This is a genomic window from Acinetobacter sp. P1(2023), from assembly GCF_028367635.1.
GTDB lineage: Bacteria > Pseudomonadota > Gammaproteobacteria > Pseudomonadales > Moraxellaceae > Acinetobacter > Acinetobacter pittii_E.
The window spans coordinates 205,483-222,666 of record NZ_JAQNDD010000006.1 but is presented as its reverse complement, the minus strand read 5'-3'; the positions used below and the strand labels follow the sequence as shown (position 1 = coordinate 222,666).

At 41.2% G+C, this 17,184-nt stretch carries 20 protein-coding genes and 1 pseudogene; 9 read left to right on the top strand and 12 right to left on the bottom strand.

What is annotated here, in order from left to right; translation table 11 throughout:
- The first annotated feature begins 20 nt into the window (after positions 1–20).
- Positions 21–398, top strand: a complete 378-nt coding sequence (locus POD11_RS11510) for a hypothetical protein (protein ID WP_004790237.1) — start codon at positions 21–23, stop codon at positions 396–398.
- Positions 399–501: 103 nt separating this feature from the next.
- Positions 502–1,614, top strand: coding sequence for a molecular chaperone DnaJ (gene dnaJ, locus POD11_RS11505; RefSeq protein ID WP_239968724.1), 1,113 nt, complete (start codon positions 502–504; stop codon positions 1,612–1,614).
- A gap of 87 nt (positions 1,615–1,701) precedes the next feature.
- Here the strand turns inward: dnaJ and POD11_RS11500 are convergent.
- A pseudogene (locus tag POD11_RS11500) lies at positions 1,702–1,935 on the bottom strand (hypothetical protein); the annotation flags it as partial.
- 183 nt (positions 1,936–2,118) lie between these two features.
- Between POD11_RS11500 and dapB the strand changes: the two are divergent.
- Positions 2,119–2,940, top strand: coding sequence for a 4-hydroxy-tetrahydrodipicolinate reductase (gene dapB / locus POD11_RS11495; RefSeq protein ID WP_239968722.1), 822 nt, complete (start codon positions 2,119–2,121; stop codon positions 2,938–2,940).
- A 50-nt stretch (positions 2,941–2,990) separates the two neighbouring features.
- Positions 2,991–3,644, top strand: a complete 654-nt coding sequence (locus tag POD11_RS11490; protein WP_262457239.1) for an START domain-containing protein — start codon at positions 2,991–2,993, stop codon at positions 3,642–3,644.
- Between the two features lie 40 nt (positions 3,645–3,684).
- On the opposite strand, the gene POD11_RS11485 is transcribed toward POD11_RS11490, so the two are convergent.
- Together POD11_RS11485 and dkgB are read right to left on the bottom strand one after the other, a co-directional pair.
- A complete protein-coding gene (locus tag POD11_RS11485) occupies positions 3,685–4,875 on the bottom strand; it encodes an MFS transporter (RefSeq protein WP_262457238.1) in 1,191 nt (396 codons plus the stop codon).
- A 4-nt stretch (positions 4,876–4,879) separates the two neighbouring features.
- Positions 4,880–5,683: a 2,5-didehydrogluconate reductase DkgB gene (dkgB, locus tag POD11_RS11480; protein WP_224992236.1), complete on the bottom strand. Its 804-nt coding sequence runs from the start codon at positions 5,681–5,683 to the stop codon at positions 4,880–4,882.
- Between the two features lie 120 nt (positions 5,684–5,803).
- On the opposite strand from dkgB, the gene POD11_RS11475 reads away from it, so the two are divergent.
- Positions 5,804–6,706, top strand: coding sequence for a LysR family transcriptional regulator (locus POD11_RS11475; protein WP_016142664.1), 903 nt, complete (start codon positions 5,804–5,806; stop codon positions 6,704–6,706).
- On the opposite strand, the gene POD11_RS11470 is transcribed toward POD11_RS11475, so the two are convergent.
- A complete protein-coding gene (locus POD11_RS11470; protein ID WP_224992235.1) occupies positions 6,690–7,064 on the bottom strand; it encodes a hypothetical protein in 375 nt (124 codons plus the stop codon). The two genes, POD11_RS11475 and POD11_RS11470, sit on opposite strands and share 17 nt — an antisense overlap.
- A gap of 90 nt (positions 7,065–7,154) precedes the next feature.
- Here POD11_RS11470 and POD11_RS11460 point away from each other — a divergent pair, with 90 nt between their 5' ends.
- Positions 7,155–8,579 carry an aminotransferase-like domain-containing protein gene (locus tag POD11_RS11460; RefSeq protein WP_224992233.1) on the top strand — a complete coding sequence of 475 codons (1,425 nt, stop codon included), beginning with the start codon at positions 7,155–7,157 and terminating at the stop codon, positions 8,577–8,579.
- A 2-nt stretch (positions 8,580–8,581) separates the two neighbouring features.
- On the opposite strand, the gene ahr is transcribed toward POD11_RS11460, so the two are convergent.
- From ahr to POD11_RS11420, 8 genes are all read right to left on the bottom strand, one after another.
- On the bottom strand, positions 8,582–9,610 hold the full coding sequence (gene ahr, locus POD11_RS11455; RefSeq protein WP_262457237.1) for an NADPH-dependent aldehyde reductase Ahr: 1,029 nt from the start codon (positions 9,608–9,610) through the stop codon (positions 8,582–8,584).
- A 37-nt stretch (positions 9,611–9,647) separates the two neighbouring features.
- Entirely contained in the window at positions 9,648–10,208 is a 561-nt protein-coding gene (locus tag POD11_RS11450; RefSeq protein WP_239968714.1) for a DNA-3-methyladenine glycosylase I, read from the bottom strand.
- Between the two features lie 30 nt (positions 10,209–10,238).
- The gene (locus POD11_RS11445) at positions 10,239–10,484 is read right to left on the bottom strand and encodes a hypothetical protein (RefSeq protein ID WP_001287364.1); all 246 of its coding nucleotides are present in this window, start codon (positions 10,482–10,484) and stop codon (positions 10,239–10,241) included.
- Positions 10,485–10,493: 9 nt separating this feature from the next.
- Positions 10,494–11,030, bottom strand: coding sequence for a M23 family metallopeptidase (locus tag POD11_RS11440; RefSeq protein ID WP_016142669.1), 537 nt, complete (start codon positions 11,028–11,030; stop codon positions 10,494–10,496).
- 47 nt (positions 11,031–11,077) lie between these two features.
- Entirely contained in the window at positions 11,078–12,112 is a 1,035-nt protein-coding gene (mutY, locus tag POD11_RS11435; protein WP_262457236.1) for an A/G-specific adenine glycosylase, read from the bottom strand.
- Between the two features lie 142 nt (positions 12,113–12,254).
- A complete protein-coding gene (locus tag POD11_RS11430; protein ID WP_016142671.1) occupies positions 12,255–12,617 on the bottom strand; it encodes an HIT family protein in 363 nt (120 codons plus the stop codon).
- 184 nt (positions 12,618–12,801) lie between these two features.
- Positions 12,802–13,539 carry a dienelactone hydrolase family protein gene (locus tag POD11_RS11425; RefSeq protein WP_262457235.1) on the bottom strand — a complete coding sequence of 246 codons (738 nt, stop codon included), beginning with the start codon at positions 13,537–13,539 and terminating at the stop codon, positions 12,802–12,804.
- A 171-nt stretch (positions 13,540–13,710) separates the two neighbouring features.
- Entirely contained in the window at positions 13,711–13,869 is a 159-nt protein-coding gene (locus POD11_RS11420) for a DUF1328 domain-containing protein (protein ID WP_000490267.1), read from the bottom strand.
- Between the two features lie 194 nt (positions 13,870–14,063).
- On the opposite strand from POD11_RS11420, the gene POD11_RS11415 reads away from it, so the two are divergent.
- From POD11_RS11415 to POD11_RS11405, 3 genes are all read left to right on the top strand, one after another.
- Positions 14,064–14,522 carry a YcgN family cysteine cluster protein gene (locus POD11_RS11415; protein ID WP_262457234.1) on the top strand — a complete coding sequence of 153 codons (459 nt, stop codon included), beginning with the start codon at positions 14,064–14,066 and terminating at the stop codon, positions 14,520–14,522.
- A 110-nt stretch (positions 14,523–14,632) separates the two neighbouring features.
- Entirely contained in the window at positions 14,633–15,805 is a 1,173-nt protein-coding gene (locus POD11_RS11410; RefSeq protein ID WP_262457233.1) for a PQQ-dependent sugar dehydrogenase, read from the top strand.
- A gap of 104 nt (positions 15,806–15,909) precedes the next feature.
- Entirely contained in the window at positions 15,910–17,175 is a 1,266-nt protein-coding gene (locus POD11_RS11405) for a replication-associated recombination protein A (RefSeq protein ID WP_239976259.1), read from the top strand.
- Positions 17,176–17,184: the final 9 nt, after the last annotated feature.

Genomic DNA, 17,184 nt, shown 5'->3' with positions numbered 1-17,184 from the left:
TGAATTGAGGTGAAATACAGATGGGGCAAGACCATATCGAACAGCATCGCCGTTATATAGTAATTTCTTATGCGTTCATGTTTCTTGCATTGTTTACGGTTATTTTTGCGGCCTTTGCTTATTTGGTCGCTCGTAAAGTAGCAGTGGTAGATAATGCTGAAGTTTGGATACATGCGCATGCACTATGGATTATGCGCAACGGGATTCTATTTCTTTGTATGGCAATTTTTGCTGTGGTCTGGTTTATTCCGCTCTTCTTCTTTGCATGGGACAGCAATCTTTGGGTCACAGCCTCTACAGTTGCTGGTGTAGTTTTTAGCGCTATCGCGTGGTTATTTTTATTAAATGCATGGTTAAAAGGCTTGTCTAAATATTTAAAAAATAAGGCAGTTTTTTAATATATCTATTTTTTGAACATTTTCCCCTTGTAAATTCGGCTAAAGTCCCCCATTTAGTCGGCAATAGAGTATTGATAAAATTCCGTGAGGAGCACCGCCAAAAATGGCTAAACGTGATTATTATGAGGTTTTAGGCGTTTCAAAAACCGCAAGTGATGATGAGATCAAAAAAGCCTACCGTAAATTGGCGATGAAATATCATCCTGATAGAAACCCTGACAATGCCGAAGCTGAAGAGAAATTTAAAGAAGCTGCTGAAGCTTATGAAATTTTATCGGACAGTGAAAAGCGTAGCATGTACGATCGCATGGGTCATAATGCGTTCGAAGGCGGCTTTGGCGGCGGCGGTGGCGGCTTCGGCGGATTTAGTGCAGAAGATATTTTTAGCCAGTTCGGTGATATCTTCGGTGGTGCATTCGGTGGTGGCGGACGTCAACAACGTCAACGTCGCGGATCAGATCTACGCTATGTCATGGAACTTACCCTTGAAGAAGCTGTAAAAGGGGTGAAAAAAACCATTACCTTTACTGCTCCTGCACCATGTGATGTGTGTGATGGTAAAGGTTCTAAAAATCCAAAAGATGTTGAAACCTGTAAAACTTGTCATGGTTCAGGACAAGTACGTATGCAGCAAGGTTTCTTCTCTGTACAACAAACATGTGGTACTTGTCGTGGTCAAGGTAAAATTATTAAAAACCCTTGTCAGGCATGTCATGGTTCAGGTGTGGCTGACCGTCAACAAACGTTGGAAGTTACCATTCCAGCGGGTGTAGATAATGGTGACCGCGTTCGTTTGAGTGGTAAAGGCGAAGCAATTCGTGATGGCCAATCAGGTGACTTGTACGTTGAAGTTGTAGTTCGTGAACACGAAATTTTCCAACGTGACGGTGCAGATCTTTATATGGACGTACCAGTAAGCATTGCTGATGCTGCACTTGGTAAAGAAATTGAAATTCCAACTCTGGAAGGCCGTGTTAGCCTGAAAATTCCTGAGGGAACTCAAACAGGTAAATTATTCCGCTTACGTGGCAAAGGCGTTCGTCCAGTACGTAGCAGCATGGTGGGTGATTTACTCTGCCGTATTGTGGTCGAGACTCCAGTCAACCTAAATTCTCGTCAACGTGAATTACTTAAAGAGTTACAAGCTTCTTTTGATGGCGAAGACAGTGCTTCTTCACCGAAGAAAAAATCATTCTTTGATCGTTTGTTCGATTAATGCTTGATTAGACAAAAAATTAAAAAGAAGGCGGATATTGATAAAATATCCGCCTTTTTATTGCGCTGATCTATCTTATTATTTTTATTCTGCTGTTGTTTCTCTAATAATCGGGTCAATATCTTCAACTTTAACGTCAGTGTTAGCATCAGTTGCTATAGTTTGAGCTGTAGGTATTGCTGTTTGAGTAGTTACGTTAGTTGTAATACGTGCTTTAGATAAGCTTTCTAATGTGTCTCCTGGCTGGATTGCTGGCTCTGCAAATGCCATTGAACTCATTATCCCCATCATCACTGTAAAGCCAATAATTCTCGAATGCATGCTGAACTCCTTATAGTCATCTTTTTTTCATTCGTGGCCCGTAGTGTGCAGATCAATTCTTTAACTTTTGTGAAAACAGATTAAATTTCAGTTCATCTCAAAAAATAATTTTTACTTTTTATCGGGAGCAAAGAGTTTTGATATAGTAGACAAATTACGTAAAACAGAAGATTGAGAAGGATTATGTCAGCAGCTCCACGCATTGGTATTTTAGGTGCAGGCGGTCGTATGGGCCGTACGCTTATTCAAGCAGTTCAACAGGCAGGTTATCAATTAGCTGCTGCAGTAGAGCGTCCGGAAAGTAGTTTGGTGGGCACTGATGCAGGTGAGCTTGCTGGTATTGGTTCAGTGGGTGTAAAGGTTTCAGGAAACTTGGCAGATGTTTTGAAAGACTGCGATGTAATCATTGATTTTACCGCACCAGTTGCAACTGCTCAGCACTTAAAGCTTTGCCGTGAAGCTGGGGTTGCCATGGTTATTGGTACAACAGGTATGTCAGATGAGCAAAAAGCTGAGTTAGACGAAGTTGCTACTCATACACCTGTGGTTTACGCTGCGAACTATTCTGTGGGTGTAAATGTATCAATCAAGTTACTTGAGCTTGCAGCAAAAGTATTTGGAGATACAGTAGATATTGAAGTGATTGAAGCTCATCACCGTCATAAAGTAGATGCGCCGTCAGGTACAGCGTTAATGATGGGTGAAGCGATTGCAGATACTTTAGGCCGTAACCTAAAAGAAGTTGCTGTATATGGCCGTGAAGGGCATACGGGCCCACGTGATCGTCAAACGATTGGTTTTGAAACTATTCGTGGTGGTGATATTGTTGGCGAACACACGGTTATGTTCATTGGTGAAGGTGAGCGCGTTGAAGTGACTCACAAAGCAACGAACCGTATGAACTTTGCTGCTGGTGCAGTGCGAGCTGCTGCATGGGTTGTGGGCCGTGAAGCACGTAAATATGACATGAAAGATGTTTTAGGATTGAACGACGTACAGGTTTAAAACCCTGTACGCATTCCATGTGTAGCGAGAAAAACAAGATAGAGCAGAACATGAATAAAAAACAAATTGCCTTGACCACTCTTCTTTGCTTGAGCAGCCTCTGGACGGGGGCTGCTTCTACAGAAAAAGCTAAACTCAGCTTAGACCGCAATAATATTAAAGTCTGGACGTATCAAAAGACAGATAATCCAGTCTTTCAATATAAAGCAGAAACGACTTTTGATGTGCCACTTGAACGCGCTGTCGCTGTGATTTTAGATGTAAATCGTGCCGATCAGTGGGTGCCTTATATGGGCAAAGTTGAGATGTTGTCTCAAGATGAGAAAAAAGGTGAATTCACACTCTACATGGTGTTAGATTTTCCATTTCCTTTAAAAGATCGTGATGTGGTTGTAAAAGGAAAAATGAGCAAAGCCACAAATGGCGTTGTGACAATTAAAAATACAGCAATTAGCGGAAACTATCCGATACAGCCCGATGTTGTACGCTTAACTCGTTATGAAGGGGATTGGACGTTCCAGAAACTTGCAAATAATAAGGTGAAAGTAACCACAAGTGGTTATGCAGATCCTGCTGGTTCAATTCCATTGAGCTTTGTGAATATGTTTGTTCAACAACAGCCTTACCAGATGCTGCTGAAAATGAAGCGGGAAGTGATGAGCCCGATTTATGAACACCCGAAATTACCAGAAATTTTAAAATAAATAGCTTAAAAAAAAGCGCCTGATTCAGGCGCTTTTTTTATTAATCTGAACACTGTTGTAATGTTTGGACAGGGCTACTTTCGCGTTTGATTTGGAATAAAACCAATAACAAACCTAACCCAGCCAACAATGCACCAGCAAATGATACTGCGCTATAGCCCCAATCTAAATCGAGTACTAATGCTCCTGCTGCGGCACCGACTGCATTACCTAAGTTAAATGCACCGATATTTACTGAAGATGCAAGTCCAGGTGCTTCATGAGCGACTGACATGACACGCATTTGCAAAGGTGGTACTAAAGCAAAGGTTGCTGCACCCCAGATGACTAATGCAATAGCTGCTCCAATCTGGCTTTGTGCAAGGATGGGGAAAGTCACCATCATGATAATCAACAGAACCAAGAAACCAATCAAAGTTTTGTTGATGGATAAGTCTGCAAAGCGACCGCCTAAATGGTTACCAATCGAGAAACCTACACCAATCAACACCAACATGAACGTAATGAAGGTCGGTGAAGCATGGGTAAACTCAGTCAAGCTTGGCGCAATATAGGTATAAAGCGTAAACATTGCACCTGCACCGAGTACAGTGGTGAGTAGCGCAAGGACCACAGGGGTACGCGTTAACACCTTCAACTCGGCTTTCACATTTGGCTTTTGGGCAACCATGCCTGATGGCAGGGCTTTCCATAAAGCGAGCATCGTAATCACACCAAGCAAGGAAATCGCAAGGAAAGACATACGCCAGCCAATGTTTTGCCCAACCCATGTTGCCAAAGGTACACCCCCAATATTGGCAATGGTTAAGCCCATAAACATGGTGGCTACAGCGCTAGCTTGTTTATGGGCGGGCACAATGCTTGCTGCCACAACAGAGCCAATCCCGAAAAAAGCACCATGATTCAGGCTTGTGATGAGACGCGCACCTAATAAGCTCATATAGCTTGGTGAAAATGCTGCGATCAGGTTACCTATCGTAAAGATCGCCATAAGGAAAATAAGCGCATTACGTCGTGCAAAACCACCAAACCAGAGGGTCATGAAAGGTGCACCGAGCATGACGCCAAGTGCATAACCTGTAATTAACATTCCGGCCGTTGGAATTGAAATCCCTAAATCATGAGCGATATTTGGCAGCAATCCCATTGGTGAGAATTCAGTAGTGCCAATGGCAAAGGCACCAATTGCCAATGCCAATAACGAGAACGCCGTATTTGATTGAGTGTTCATGAGTTTAGTCCCAAACTGGTGCCCATGGCTCTGGGCTAACTTCACGACTGTTACGGTCGAGCTCAGCAATCATTTGCATTTCAGCTGAAGTTAACTCGATATCCTGTGCTTTTAAATTACTGATCAGGTTTTCACGTTTAGTCGAAGATGGAATAACTGCAAAACCACGTTGCAATGCCCATGCCAGTGCAATTTGCGCTGTCGTTGCTTGATGTGCTGCTGCAATCTCCGCTAAAACAGGGTCTTGAAGCACTTTACCGTACGCAAGCGTCATATATGAAGTGACATCAATATTCTTCTCTTGTAAGAAATTCACAAGTTTATGGTTTTGAAGATAAGGACTTAACTCAATCTGGTTGGTTGCAATATGCTCTGCACCAATTGTGTCAATCGCTTGTTGGGTAAGCTCAATATTGAAATTTGAAATACCAATTTGTTGAGTAAGACCTTGTTGTTTTGCTTCAAGTAACAGTTGCATGATTTCAGGAATTGAAACGCCTAAATCTGGGGCTGGCCAGTGAATCAAAGTGAGGTCGACATGGTCAGTACGAAGCTTTTCCAAGCTCTCTTTTAAGCTCGGAATAAACTTATCTTGAGCAAAATTATCTACCCAGATTTTTGTGGTTAAAAATAAGTCCTGACGTGATACACCGCTTTCGGCAATAGCTTGACCAATCGCCGCTTCATTGTCATAAATTTGAGCCGTATCAATTGCACGGTAACCTACATCTAGTGCATTTTTAACAGAATCAATCACCGCTTGTTCTTTAAGACGGAAAGTTCCTAGACCAAAACGAGGGATATTCATGTGTTCACCTGAATTTAAATAATTGTTTAACTTGAGGTGCATTTTGCTTTTTTTATTGTTGCGAAAAAATAGATGAATAAGCAAAATATCTTTGATCATTAGTCAATAATGGAATAAGACATGAAATCAACAATTGAAGAATTGGTTGCCTTTATCACAATTGTTGATACAGGTTCATTTGTAGCGGCAGCAGAACATCTAAAACAAACACCTTCAGGGGTTAGCCGATCTTTAACACGCTTAGAGGCGAAGTTAGATGTGACTTTATTAGAGCGGACTACGCGTAAACTGAAACTCACCCAAGAAGGGCAACAGTTTCTGGTAAAGGCTCGTAAAATTTTAAATGAATTAAATGCGGCCGAAGAAGAATTACAAAAGTCTGATCAAGGTACTGCCGGTCTTATTCGTGTTGATTCTGCCACACCATTCGTTTTACATGTCATTGCACCATTAATGCATAAGTTCCGCGAGTGTTATCCTGATATTGAAATTGAACTCAATAGTAATGATCAGGTGATTGATCTCTTGCAGCATAAAACCGATGTCGCATTTCGATTTGGGGAACTTAATGATTCAAGTCTTCATGCCAAATTAGTATGTAAAAGTCGTTTATATATTGTGGCAAGTCCTGACTATTTAGCGATTAAGGGAACACCGACACAACCTGAACAACTCGAACAACATGATTTAATTGGTTTTACTAGACCTTCATATATCAATAGTTGGCCGATTAAAGTCGGCGATGAATATTTTTTTGCACAATCAAAAATTAAAGCATCGAGTGGAGAGACAGTACGCCAACTTACGATTAGAGGACATGGTATTGCACGTCTATCGGAATTTGAAATTTGGAAAGATATTGAAGAAGGGCGATTAATTGCTTTATTTGAAGACCAAATTGAACATCAATATCAAAGCATCCATGCTGTGTATTATCAACAAGAGCATCTACCAAAACGAATCCGTTTATTCATTGAATTTTTGGCAGAACGGTTAAAAGATGGCTTTAAAAACGCTCTCTAAAAGAACCATAGACATCACTTGGAAAATGAACTTCTAAAAGAAGAGTAACTTGTCCTTGTGATGTTTGTTGCGACAGAAAATAACTTTTTTGCTGTTCTCGGCAGCTAAAGTACAATTTTGAATAAACCGAGTTCATCATCACAACTTCATTTGAGTTATTACGTTTATATTGATAATGAGAAATCGTACTGGTCTTGTCATGAGTGCTTTTCTCCATTTTATAGTCTTGTTGGTTAGTCATTTTTAAATAACCTTCAATGAGACTTTGACAAACCGCATGTCGGTACTGCTCATCTTTTGGATGCGGTTGGCAGCCTGCTAAAAAAATAGAAAATAAAAATATAGCTTTTAATTTCATGATCTTGCTACTTTGTAAGTTGATTTCCATAGCCTAAAGGTGTTCTATAAACCAGTACAGATACAGAAATTTTTAAAAAAGCAGCACAGAATGACTTTCCAATATCAGACTCTTGCCAATCAATTAGCACATCGAATTTATCAAGATGAGCTTAAACCTCATCAGAAGCTTATTTCTTTACGTGATTTTGCTCGTCAGCACGGCATTAGTTTAAGTACAGCAAAAAGTTGCTATGAATTGCTTGAGGCGAGGGGACTCATTTATGTAAAACCGAAGTCAGGTTATTTTGTGGTCGCACGCACTCAATCTGGTCCTATTCCTGATAGCCCAGATTTTTTGTCTTTACCTCGACAAGTCTCAAATCTAGAGCTGCATAACCAAATTCAAGAAGCTGCATTACAGAGCCATCTCGTACCTTTGGGTTCGATTCAGTTAACGCCTCATTTCATTCCAGTGGAAGGTTTACGTCGTTCTATTCAAAGGTCTTTAAAAAATTGCCAGCCACAAGACTTTCTTTACTGTAATAAACAAGGGCATGAGCAATTAAGAAAAGCACTATCTGATCACTGGCGTGAAGACGGTATCTTTATCGCAGCAGAGGATATTTTTATTACCAATGGTTGTATGCCAGCCTTGTCTTTAGTGATTCAACATCTAACAGACGTCGGGGATAGTATTTTGATTCCGACGCCTACTTTTAATGGGCAATTACAGCTTTTAGCAGGCTTAAAACGGCAGATTATTGAAATTCCTGCACATCATCGAGGTATTGATCTTGAGCGCTTAGAATCATTTATGAAGCAAGGTTTGGCTAAAGTTTGCTTAATGACAGCCAACTATCAAAACCCTTTGGGATATTGCTTAAGTAATGCAGAAAAACAAAAGATTGCCGAATTAGCTGCAAAGTATCAGTGTTTTATTATTGAAGATGATATTTATGGGGAGTGTGGTTACAGTGGTGAGCGACCATTACCTATACGTTATTGGGACCGTGAAGGCTATGTGATTTGGTGTGGATCAGTTTCTAAGTCATTGTCGAGTGCGTATCGGGTAGGGTGGTTCTGTTTAAGTGTGAAGCTACAGCATTTAAGGCTTGAGCTGTTGGCTAGTAATATTGGAGTGAATACACCCCTACAATTAGCTCTAGCTGATTTTATTTATAGTCGTGGTTATAGAGAACATTTAGAGCAACTACGACCAAATTTAATGCGCCAAGTCGAGGAGTACCGTAGTTGTATTTTAAATGCCTTTGAAGGTATTCCAATTGCGCTGAGCCAACCAGAAGGTGGTTATGCATTATGGATGCAATTACCTAAAACTGTAGATAGCTTGGCGCTCTATTACACTGCAAAATCACATGGAATTACTGTAGTTCCAGGTCATGTTTTTGGTGAGGATGAACGATATCGGCATTTTATTCGTTTAAATGCAGGCCATGAGCTAACAGCGGATGTCCGTCAAGCGATTAAAGACTTGGCGGACTGGTCACGACAACAGATGAAAACGGTAAGTTAATTTTATTCTGCGAAGTCTGCTTTAAGCACAATACGGTAGCGTGCCTGACCTGAGTGTAGACGTTCAATGGCTTCATTGAGCTGTGACATTGGAAATAGCTCAATTTGAGGCGCGATTTTTTTACGTGCAGCAAACTTTAAAAGCTGACGTAGTGCAGCAGGTGAGCCTGTAGGTGAACCAGTCACTGACTTAGCGCCATCAATGAGAGAGCCGACAGAAACAGGAACAGGCTCCAGCGTGAGTCCCAAGAAGTGTAAAGAACCGTTTGGTGCTAGCGTAGAAATGAAAGCACGCCAGTTTAAGGTCACATTCACAGTACTCAGCAATAAATCAAATTTACCCTTTTGAGCTTTTACTGCATCTGTATCGCGGCTATTTACCACATGGTCGGCTCCCATTGCTTTGAGTTCTTCTGTTTTATCTGGGTTAGAACTAAAAGCAGTGATTTCACAGCCCCAAGCTTTGAGTAGCTTAATAGCTATATGACCTAAGCCACCAATACCAATCACACCCACGTGATGTGTTGCCTGAATTTTGTGTTTGAGTAACGGATCAAAAACAGTAATTCCACCGCAAAGTAGAGGGCCTGCACTTTCAGCGTCTAAATCGTCAGGGAGGGGAATAACCCATTGCCAACCTGCACGGACCTTATCGGCAAATCCACCGGCATGTCCCACGATTGTTGCGACATTTTCGCCCGTACAAAGTACTTGCTGACCACCAATACATTCATCACAGGCTTGGCAACTTTCAGCTGTCCAGCCAATACCAACACGTTGCCCAATTTGTAGACCTTTGGCTTCTGAGCCCAAAGCAACAATTCGTCCAATAATTTCATGGCCCGCAACCACAGGGTATATAGTTGAGCGCCATTCGTTGTTAAGAACAGCAATATCGGAATGACATAAACCACAATATTCAACTTTTACCTCAACCTGATGCGGTTGTAATTCACCTGCATCGAATTGGTAAGGAACTAGTTTTTCACCTGCCTGCATTGCAGCATAAGCCTGAATCGTATTATTGCTCATCGGAACTCCTTAAGCGGATTTGAACCGTTCTGGTGGGTTATGAAGCCTTGAATTGACAATTATTTTCATGATCATCGACCATACCTACTGCCTGCATAAAAGCATAGCAGGTGGTTGGACCGACAAATTTGAAACCATTCTTTTTAAGCGTTTTAGAAAGCTTTACGCTCAGTTCGGTTTGAGCAGGGGCCTGACGGTAATCTATAACATCATTGTGTTGAGGCGTTGCATCTACAAACTGCCAAAGCCATTTAGGAACATCACCAACTTGTGCTTTGAGCGCTTGCCAAGCAATTGCATTATCACGAATGGCTTTGAGTTTGCCTAAGTGGCGAATTAAGCCTGCATCTGATAATTTTAATTCTAAAAAATCATCCGTAAATGAAGCAATTTCTGCAATCGGGTGATTAAAAAAGTGCTGACGATAGCTTTCTCTTTTTTTCAGTACGGTAATCCAAGATAAGCCGGCTTGTTGACCTTCAAGACAAAGCATTTCAAATAGTCGAGCTTCGTCGTGTTCTGGTTTACCCCATTCTTCATCATGATAGGCAATATAAAGTGGATCATTGGAACACCATCCGCAGCGTTGAGTTTTCATGATGATGCTCCTTATATTTATCTTAGAATTTTAAAGTTTGAATAACACCCATTCATTTGGGCGAGTGTCCCAATAATATAGTTCAGCTTGAGTTAAGTCTTCAAACTTTAGCCAAAAGTCTTTACCAACTTTATCTGAAAAACCAGTACTGATTAGTAGGGCATCATCGCTGATTTCCATGATCCAGCCTTGATAGCTATTGCCATTTAAAATGATCTTTTGCTGGTTACCAGACTCGGCAAACTCTACTAAGCGATTGATCAGCGCTTCCGACATAAAATGTTCCTAGCGTAAATATGAATAAGGATTAACTGCACCACGTCCTTTACCGTTGAGGTAAAGACCATAATGAAGATGAGGTGAAGTATAACGCGCATTGCCAGTATTGCCGACATAGCCAATTAGTTCGCCCTTTTTGACGTAGTCACCTACATTTAAGCCACGTTTGTGTCCATCAAGATGAGCATAATAATGCCATGTCCCTGCCGGGCCTAAAATCCAGATGACTTTGCCACCGAGATTATTATTGCGAAGATCGGCAACGAGCCCTTCGGTTGCACTGTACACTTTGGTTCCACGTGGAGCCAAAATATCAATTCCTTCGTGACTGCGCCCCTGACTACGAGCCGCACCCCATGTGTCTTTTAATTCATCTCGATCGATACCCTTTACTGGTACAGGTAGTCGATTTGGAAGCTGCATACTTTTAAGTTTAAAGACCTGAGCAGGTGGAAGTGGGGCAGGTTTTTTAGGTGCACTGGCACAGGCAGCCAATAGAATAATCAGAAAACCAAGTGAGAAGTGAGAAACAAAACGTCGCACGAAATACTCCCTGTCACAGCCATATCAAAATTATTTTACTCACTATGTCACGAACGGCTTGTCGAGATCAATTTTTTCATAGCGGTTGGAACCCCTCTGGCAATGGCTTGTTCTGGACTTAACCATTGGCCTTCAAGTTCAATGGCTAGATGTTCTTTTTGATCAGGTTCCACGTGGAACGTGTGAGCATTAAGTAACCATGTAAAGTGTGTGAAGCTATGACTGATCTGAAAGGTTCGTGGTTGAGGCTGTAGTTTAAATTGCTGGCTTAAGCTCAGTCGATCATGTTCATTTTCTAAAATAGGTAAACAGAATAAACCACCCCATAGGCCATGGGCTTGGCGTTGTTGCCAGAACCATTCATCTTCACACTGAATAATAAGAATATCTGCTGTTTTAACAGGTGGTGTTTTTTTCGGTTTCTTAAAAGGTAATTCTTGCTCTAAACCTTGCTGATAAGCCTGACAATGTGCTTGCATTGGACAGTATAAACATAGCGGTTTTTTAGGCGTACAGATGGTTGCGCCAAGGTCCATAATCGATTGAGTGTAATCATGATTACGATGTGTCGGGCAAAGCTCTGCAGCGAGTTTCCACATTTCACGTTCGTGCTGTGGTTTACTTAAGTCATCTTCAATGGCAAAGAAACGAGCTAAGACACGTTTCACATTGCCATCCATAATGACGCCGTACTGACGTAGACCCAAAGACATGAGTGCACCTGCGGTAGAGGGACCAATGCCGGGTAGTGCAATCCATTCTTCTAGTGTTTTAGGAAACCTGCCTTGCTGAGTGACAAGGCCAGCAGCTTTATGCAAATTGCGTGCACGAGCGTAATAGCCCAGACCCGCCCAATAAGGAGCGACTTCATCCCAAGTTGCATGACCTAAAGCTTCTACTGTTGGGAAGCGTTCCATAAAGCGGTCAAAATATTGCAGAACCGTTTTCACCTGAGTTTGCTGCAACATAATTTCAGAAACCCAGACTTTGTACGGATCATCTGCAACTTGCCAAGGCAAATCATGACGACCATGTTGATCGAACCAGTTTAAGAGGGCATCAGAAAAAGAAAATTCAGGCATGAACAGCTATAGAAGAGAAGTAAGGGCTAAATTATAGCTGAAATTTAGATGAAATTTTGTTTAAAGCAGGCGAACAGCGAGAGTATGTTAAAACAGAGATTACCAGATAATGAGTAATCTCTGTTTCATGTATAAAAAAGGATTAATCCTTTTGTATGCCCCAACGTTGGTCGAGTTTCAACGGTTGGTTTTTGTAGTACGGAATGACATGAATGTGGAAATGATCTGAATTTTGTCCGAACACTTCACCATCATTGAAGCCGATATGGAATCCGTCTGGTTGATGGCGAAGCTGTGTTTCGTGACGAGCAATTTCAAGAAGTGTAAGTAGCCCTTGGTGTTCTTTAGATGTGATGTCAAAAAAAGAACGAACGTGGCGTAGGGGTGTTACTACACAGTGGCCTTTAGATAACGGATTAGAATCAGGCAAAATTACAGCAAATTCATTTTTATCAATGATGTCATATTCATCAAATTCGCAATACGGACATTTCTTGTCAGTCATTGTTGTATCCTCTCATGTTATTCCATTAAACCCCGAGTGCGGGAAATAAGACTAGGCTTTGCTCTAGCTCAACGGGAGTATAGTTATTGAAGTATGGTTTAAAAAATACAGTAAAAATATTGCAAAGTCATATACATTTAAGGGAGCAAATGCGAAAAAGTCATTTGCTCCAAATTTGCTTCTTTTATTTTAAAGTACGATCTAGCAAACCGTACATTTTAGCAAGGCCTTGTTTTTCCGCTTCGCTGCTGTAGCCAAGATCTACACCGTTCGCCTTAGCTTTTTCATCTGCAAGCGGGTTACTAAAGCCATGTTTAGCACCTTCTAAAACCACTACTTCGTGTTTAACCTCAGCAGCTTGCATTTCTTTTTCAAAATTAGCAACATCTTCTAAGGTGACCATACTGTCTAGTTCACCATGTAGAACTAAAACTTCACCTTGAATGTTACCTTTTTGAGCAGGCGCCTTCGGTGCTAATGTCGCATGGAATGTTACGACTGCTTTAAGTGGTGCACCTGAGCGAGCAAGGTCTAATACAACTTTACCGCCATAGCAAAAGCCAATTGCGGCTAGTTTATCGCTATTTACTTCTGGTTGATCAGCAAGCGTTTGTAGCGCTGCGTTAGCACGATCAGTAACTGTGTCTAATTCTTCAAATGTCTGCATCATCCATTCATAGGCTTGAGCTGCAGTTGAGGTGACTTTTTTATCGCCATACATGTCAATAGCAAGAGCGGCATAGCCGTGTTCAGCAAGTTCGCGTGCGCGTTGTTCAGTATATTCATTACGGCCCCACCACTCAGGACCAATAATGATACCTGGTACAGGTTTTTCACTCTCTGGAGCTGCAAAATAACCAATTAATTGGCTGCCGTCTGGTGCAGTATATTGAATTTCACGGGTTTTAATTGCTGTACTCATGACATTAATCCTGAAATTTAACTCGATTTAAACACGCTTGATTAAAGCATAAAAAGGTAAAATTAATATAAATAACTATGTAAGAATCTACATCAAAAGAAAAGATAGAAAACCTCAGGCAATAAAAAAGAAGGAAACCGGTTCCTTCTTTTTTATGTGCTAATGATTAGATTAGGTTCTGCCTCGCGAAATGAAACCAATAACAGCGAGAATTACAGCTATGACTAATAAAATCACGGCAAAGTCTTTAGATAACCCTGCAACACCACCAAACCCTAATAGACTGGCAATGAGTGCAATCACTGCAAAAATTATTGCCCAACGGAACATATGCTGTCCTCCTTATTTTTTCATTGTTGTTTAACTATAAAGCTTGTTTTTTGAACCGAATGTGTCGTTTATGTGGTTGAAATGTATATTAAACAATCATTTTGTGATTCTAAAAACACGACTTCTTTTTTTAGCACCATCCACTTCAATGTTATACTCCTACACTGTTTCAACTATTCAGCTATTAAAAACCTATGTCTACCGAGACCTCACTTCGTCCATTGTTTTGGAAAAATTACACGCTTGAGCAACTGACTCAGGCTGAGTGGGAAGCTTTGTGTGATGGGTGTGGTTTGTGCTGTCTGGTTAAGCTAGAAGATGAAGATACCCATGAGGTGGCTTATACCAAAGTGGCGTGTAAGTTACTTGATTGCAGTACAGGGCGTTGTTCGGATTATCCAAATCGTCAGCAGCAAGTGCCAGACTGTTTACAGTTAACGGTAGAGTCTTTAAAGACCATTCACTGGTTGCCATCAAGCTGTGCATATAAGCGTTTAAATGAAGGCAAAAATTTACCTTCATGGCACTATTTAAATACGGGTTCGAGACAAAGCGTAGTTAAGGCGAAAAAATCAGTTGCAGGACGTTGTCTATCTGAGGTTGATGTCCATGAAGATGAGCTTGAAGATTATATTGTGCGATGGGTGCGTTAATTCGCTCTTAAAAGAGAGGTTTTAATTACAGCGTATAATAAAGCAACACTTTTATCGTAAATTTTTTGCTCATCTCCGTTATATAACAATAAAAACAAAAGGAGATAAGAATGATGAGACGATTAGTAGCCCCCTTATTATGTAGTAGCTTTTTTTTGTTAATGGCCTGTGGGTCTAATAATACTAATTCAAAAAATCTTGAACAAAATACGTCTGCAAAAGCAGAGCAGCCCGCCTTAACCAAACAAACTTATCAATCTGAAACCTTTGCCCATTTCAATGAACCGTGGGCAGTGACCAGTCTGCCTGATCAACGTTTATTAGTGACTGAACGGCAGGGCAAATTAAAAATTTTTAATCCTAAAAATAAACAAATGTTGGATGTGCAGGGTGTTCCAGCGGTGAACTATGGGGGACAGGGTGGCTTAGGAGACGTTGTTTTACACCCAGACTTTGCTAAGAACCACTGGGTTTACCTCAGCTATGCCATGAAAGGACTGGGCGGTTCTGGCGCAGTGATTTCACGTGCTAAATTAGATTTATCTAATCCTCATCAGCCAAAACTTATAGATGTGAAGCAGATTTGGCAGCAAGTGCCCAAAGTTTCAGGGCAAGGCCATTATGGGCATCGCATGCTTTTTGGTGCAGATGGTAAGCTTTGGGTCAGTTCAGGTGAGCGACAAAAGTTCGATCCTGCCCAAAACATGAAAAGTAACTTGGGCAAAATCTTACGTTTAAATGAGGATGGTTCAGCGGCTGTAGGTAACCCATTTTATAAGCAAGGTGGGGTTACTGCTGAAATATGGTCACTGGGACACCGTAATCCCCTAGGTATGGCTTTTGATCACCAAGGACAGCTCTGGGTAGTTGAAATGGGACCTAAAGGCGGTGATGAGCTTAATATTATTACCAAAGGCGAAAACTATGGTTATCCAATCGTTTCAAATGGAGACCATTATTCAGGTCAACCTATTCCAGATCATCACACTCGCCCAGAATTTAAAGCGCCTGAAATTGATTGGACCCCTGTAATCTCTCCATCGAGTATGATTATTTATCGCGGTCAACAATTTCCTGCATGGCAAAATAAAGCCTTAATTGGCGGGCTATCTTCTCAAGCAATTATTGTGGTGGATTTAGAGCAAAAGCCTGTGAAAGAAGTGCAAAGACTAGAGATGAAGCAACGTATTCGTGGGTTACATGAAGCACAAGATGGTTCAATTTGGGTAATTGAAGACGGCTCAAATGCACGTTTACTAAAGCTCAGTAAGAAACCCTCTTAAAGCTAGGAAATACTTGTAAATAAAGGGCGTGTCTCATAGATTCAAATTGTAGATTTCTGTGAGACACAATAGACTATAGAGAAAAGACGATAAAGCTATTTGAGATGTCAGACACCCATATTCCACTTCCCGAACGCCTGCGCCCAAGAGACTTGTCTGAAATTATTGGGCAAGATCATTTATTAGGTGAACATGCGCCCTTACGTCAAATGATTGATCAGGGTCATTTGCCTTCTATTATTTTTTGGGGACCACCAGGCGTTGGCAAAACAACAATTGCTTTGCTTTTGGCTCAAGCGATAGACCGCCCATTTGTGAGCTTATCTGCGCTGAATACGGGCGTGAAAGAATTACGTGAAGTGATTGCAGAAAGTGGCGATTTACTAACACCAGTCGTTTTTATTGACGAAATTCATCGTTTTAATAAATCTCAGCAAGATGCTTTATTGGGTGCAGTTGAAAAAGGCAAAATTACCTTAATTGGTGCGACCACTGAAAACCCATCTTTTGAGGTAAATAGTGCACTTTTATCACGCTGTCAGGTTTATACCTTAAATAGTTTAGACAGCGAGGCAATTCAGTCTCTCATTAATAATGCGCTCCAAGCCGACAAATTTTTAAAAGACCGTTATATCCATATCGAAGAATATGACGCGCTCATACAGTTCGCAGCAGGCGATGCTCGTAAAGCGCTTAATTTACTGGACTTAATTGCAAGTACTTTTGAGCCTGAAATTGAAAACACGATTACCAATGCGGTGGTGGTGAAAGTCGCTCAGCAAAATATTGCGCGTTATGACAAATCTGGCGAGCAGCATTACGACCTCGTTTCTGCCTTTATTAAATCAATTCGAGGCAGTGATCCAGATGCAACTCTATATTGGATGGCTCGTATGCTCAAAGGCGGAGAAGATCCCGTTTTTATTGCAAGACGTATGCTGATTGCTGCCTCAGAAGACATTGGAAATTCTAACCCTAATGCGTTATTGCTTGCGGGCGAATGCTTCCGTTCTGTACAAGCAGTGGGGATGCCAGAGGCTCGAATTATTCTAGGTCAAACAGCAGTTTACTTAGCAACGAGTGCAAAAAGTAATAGTACTTATTTAGCGATTAATAAGGCCCTGGAACTTGCCGAAAAAACGGCGAATTTACCTGTACCTTTGCATTTGAGAAACGCACCAACCAAGCTTATGAAACAGCAAGGCTATGGGATTAATTATCTCTATCCTCACGATTACCCTGAACACTTTGTGTTGCAAGACTATTTGCCGCCTGAGTTAAAGGGAACCAAACTCTATGAGTCTGCGAGAAATAAGCGTGAGGTTGAAGGTGAGCGCTTACAACAACGTAGGTGGCAGCAGGAACAATAGTTTTATTGT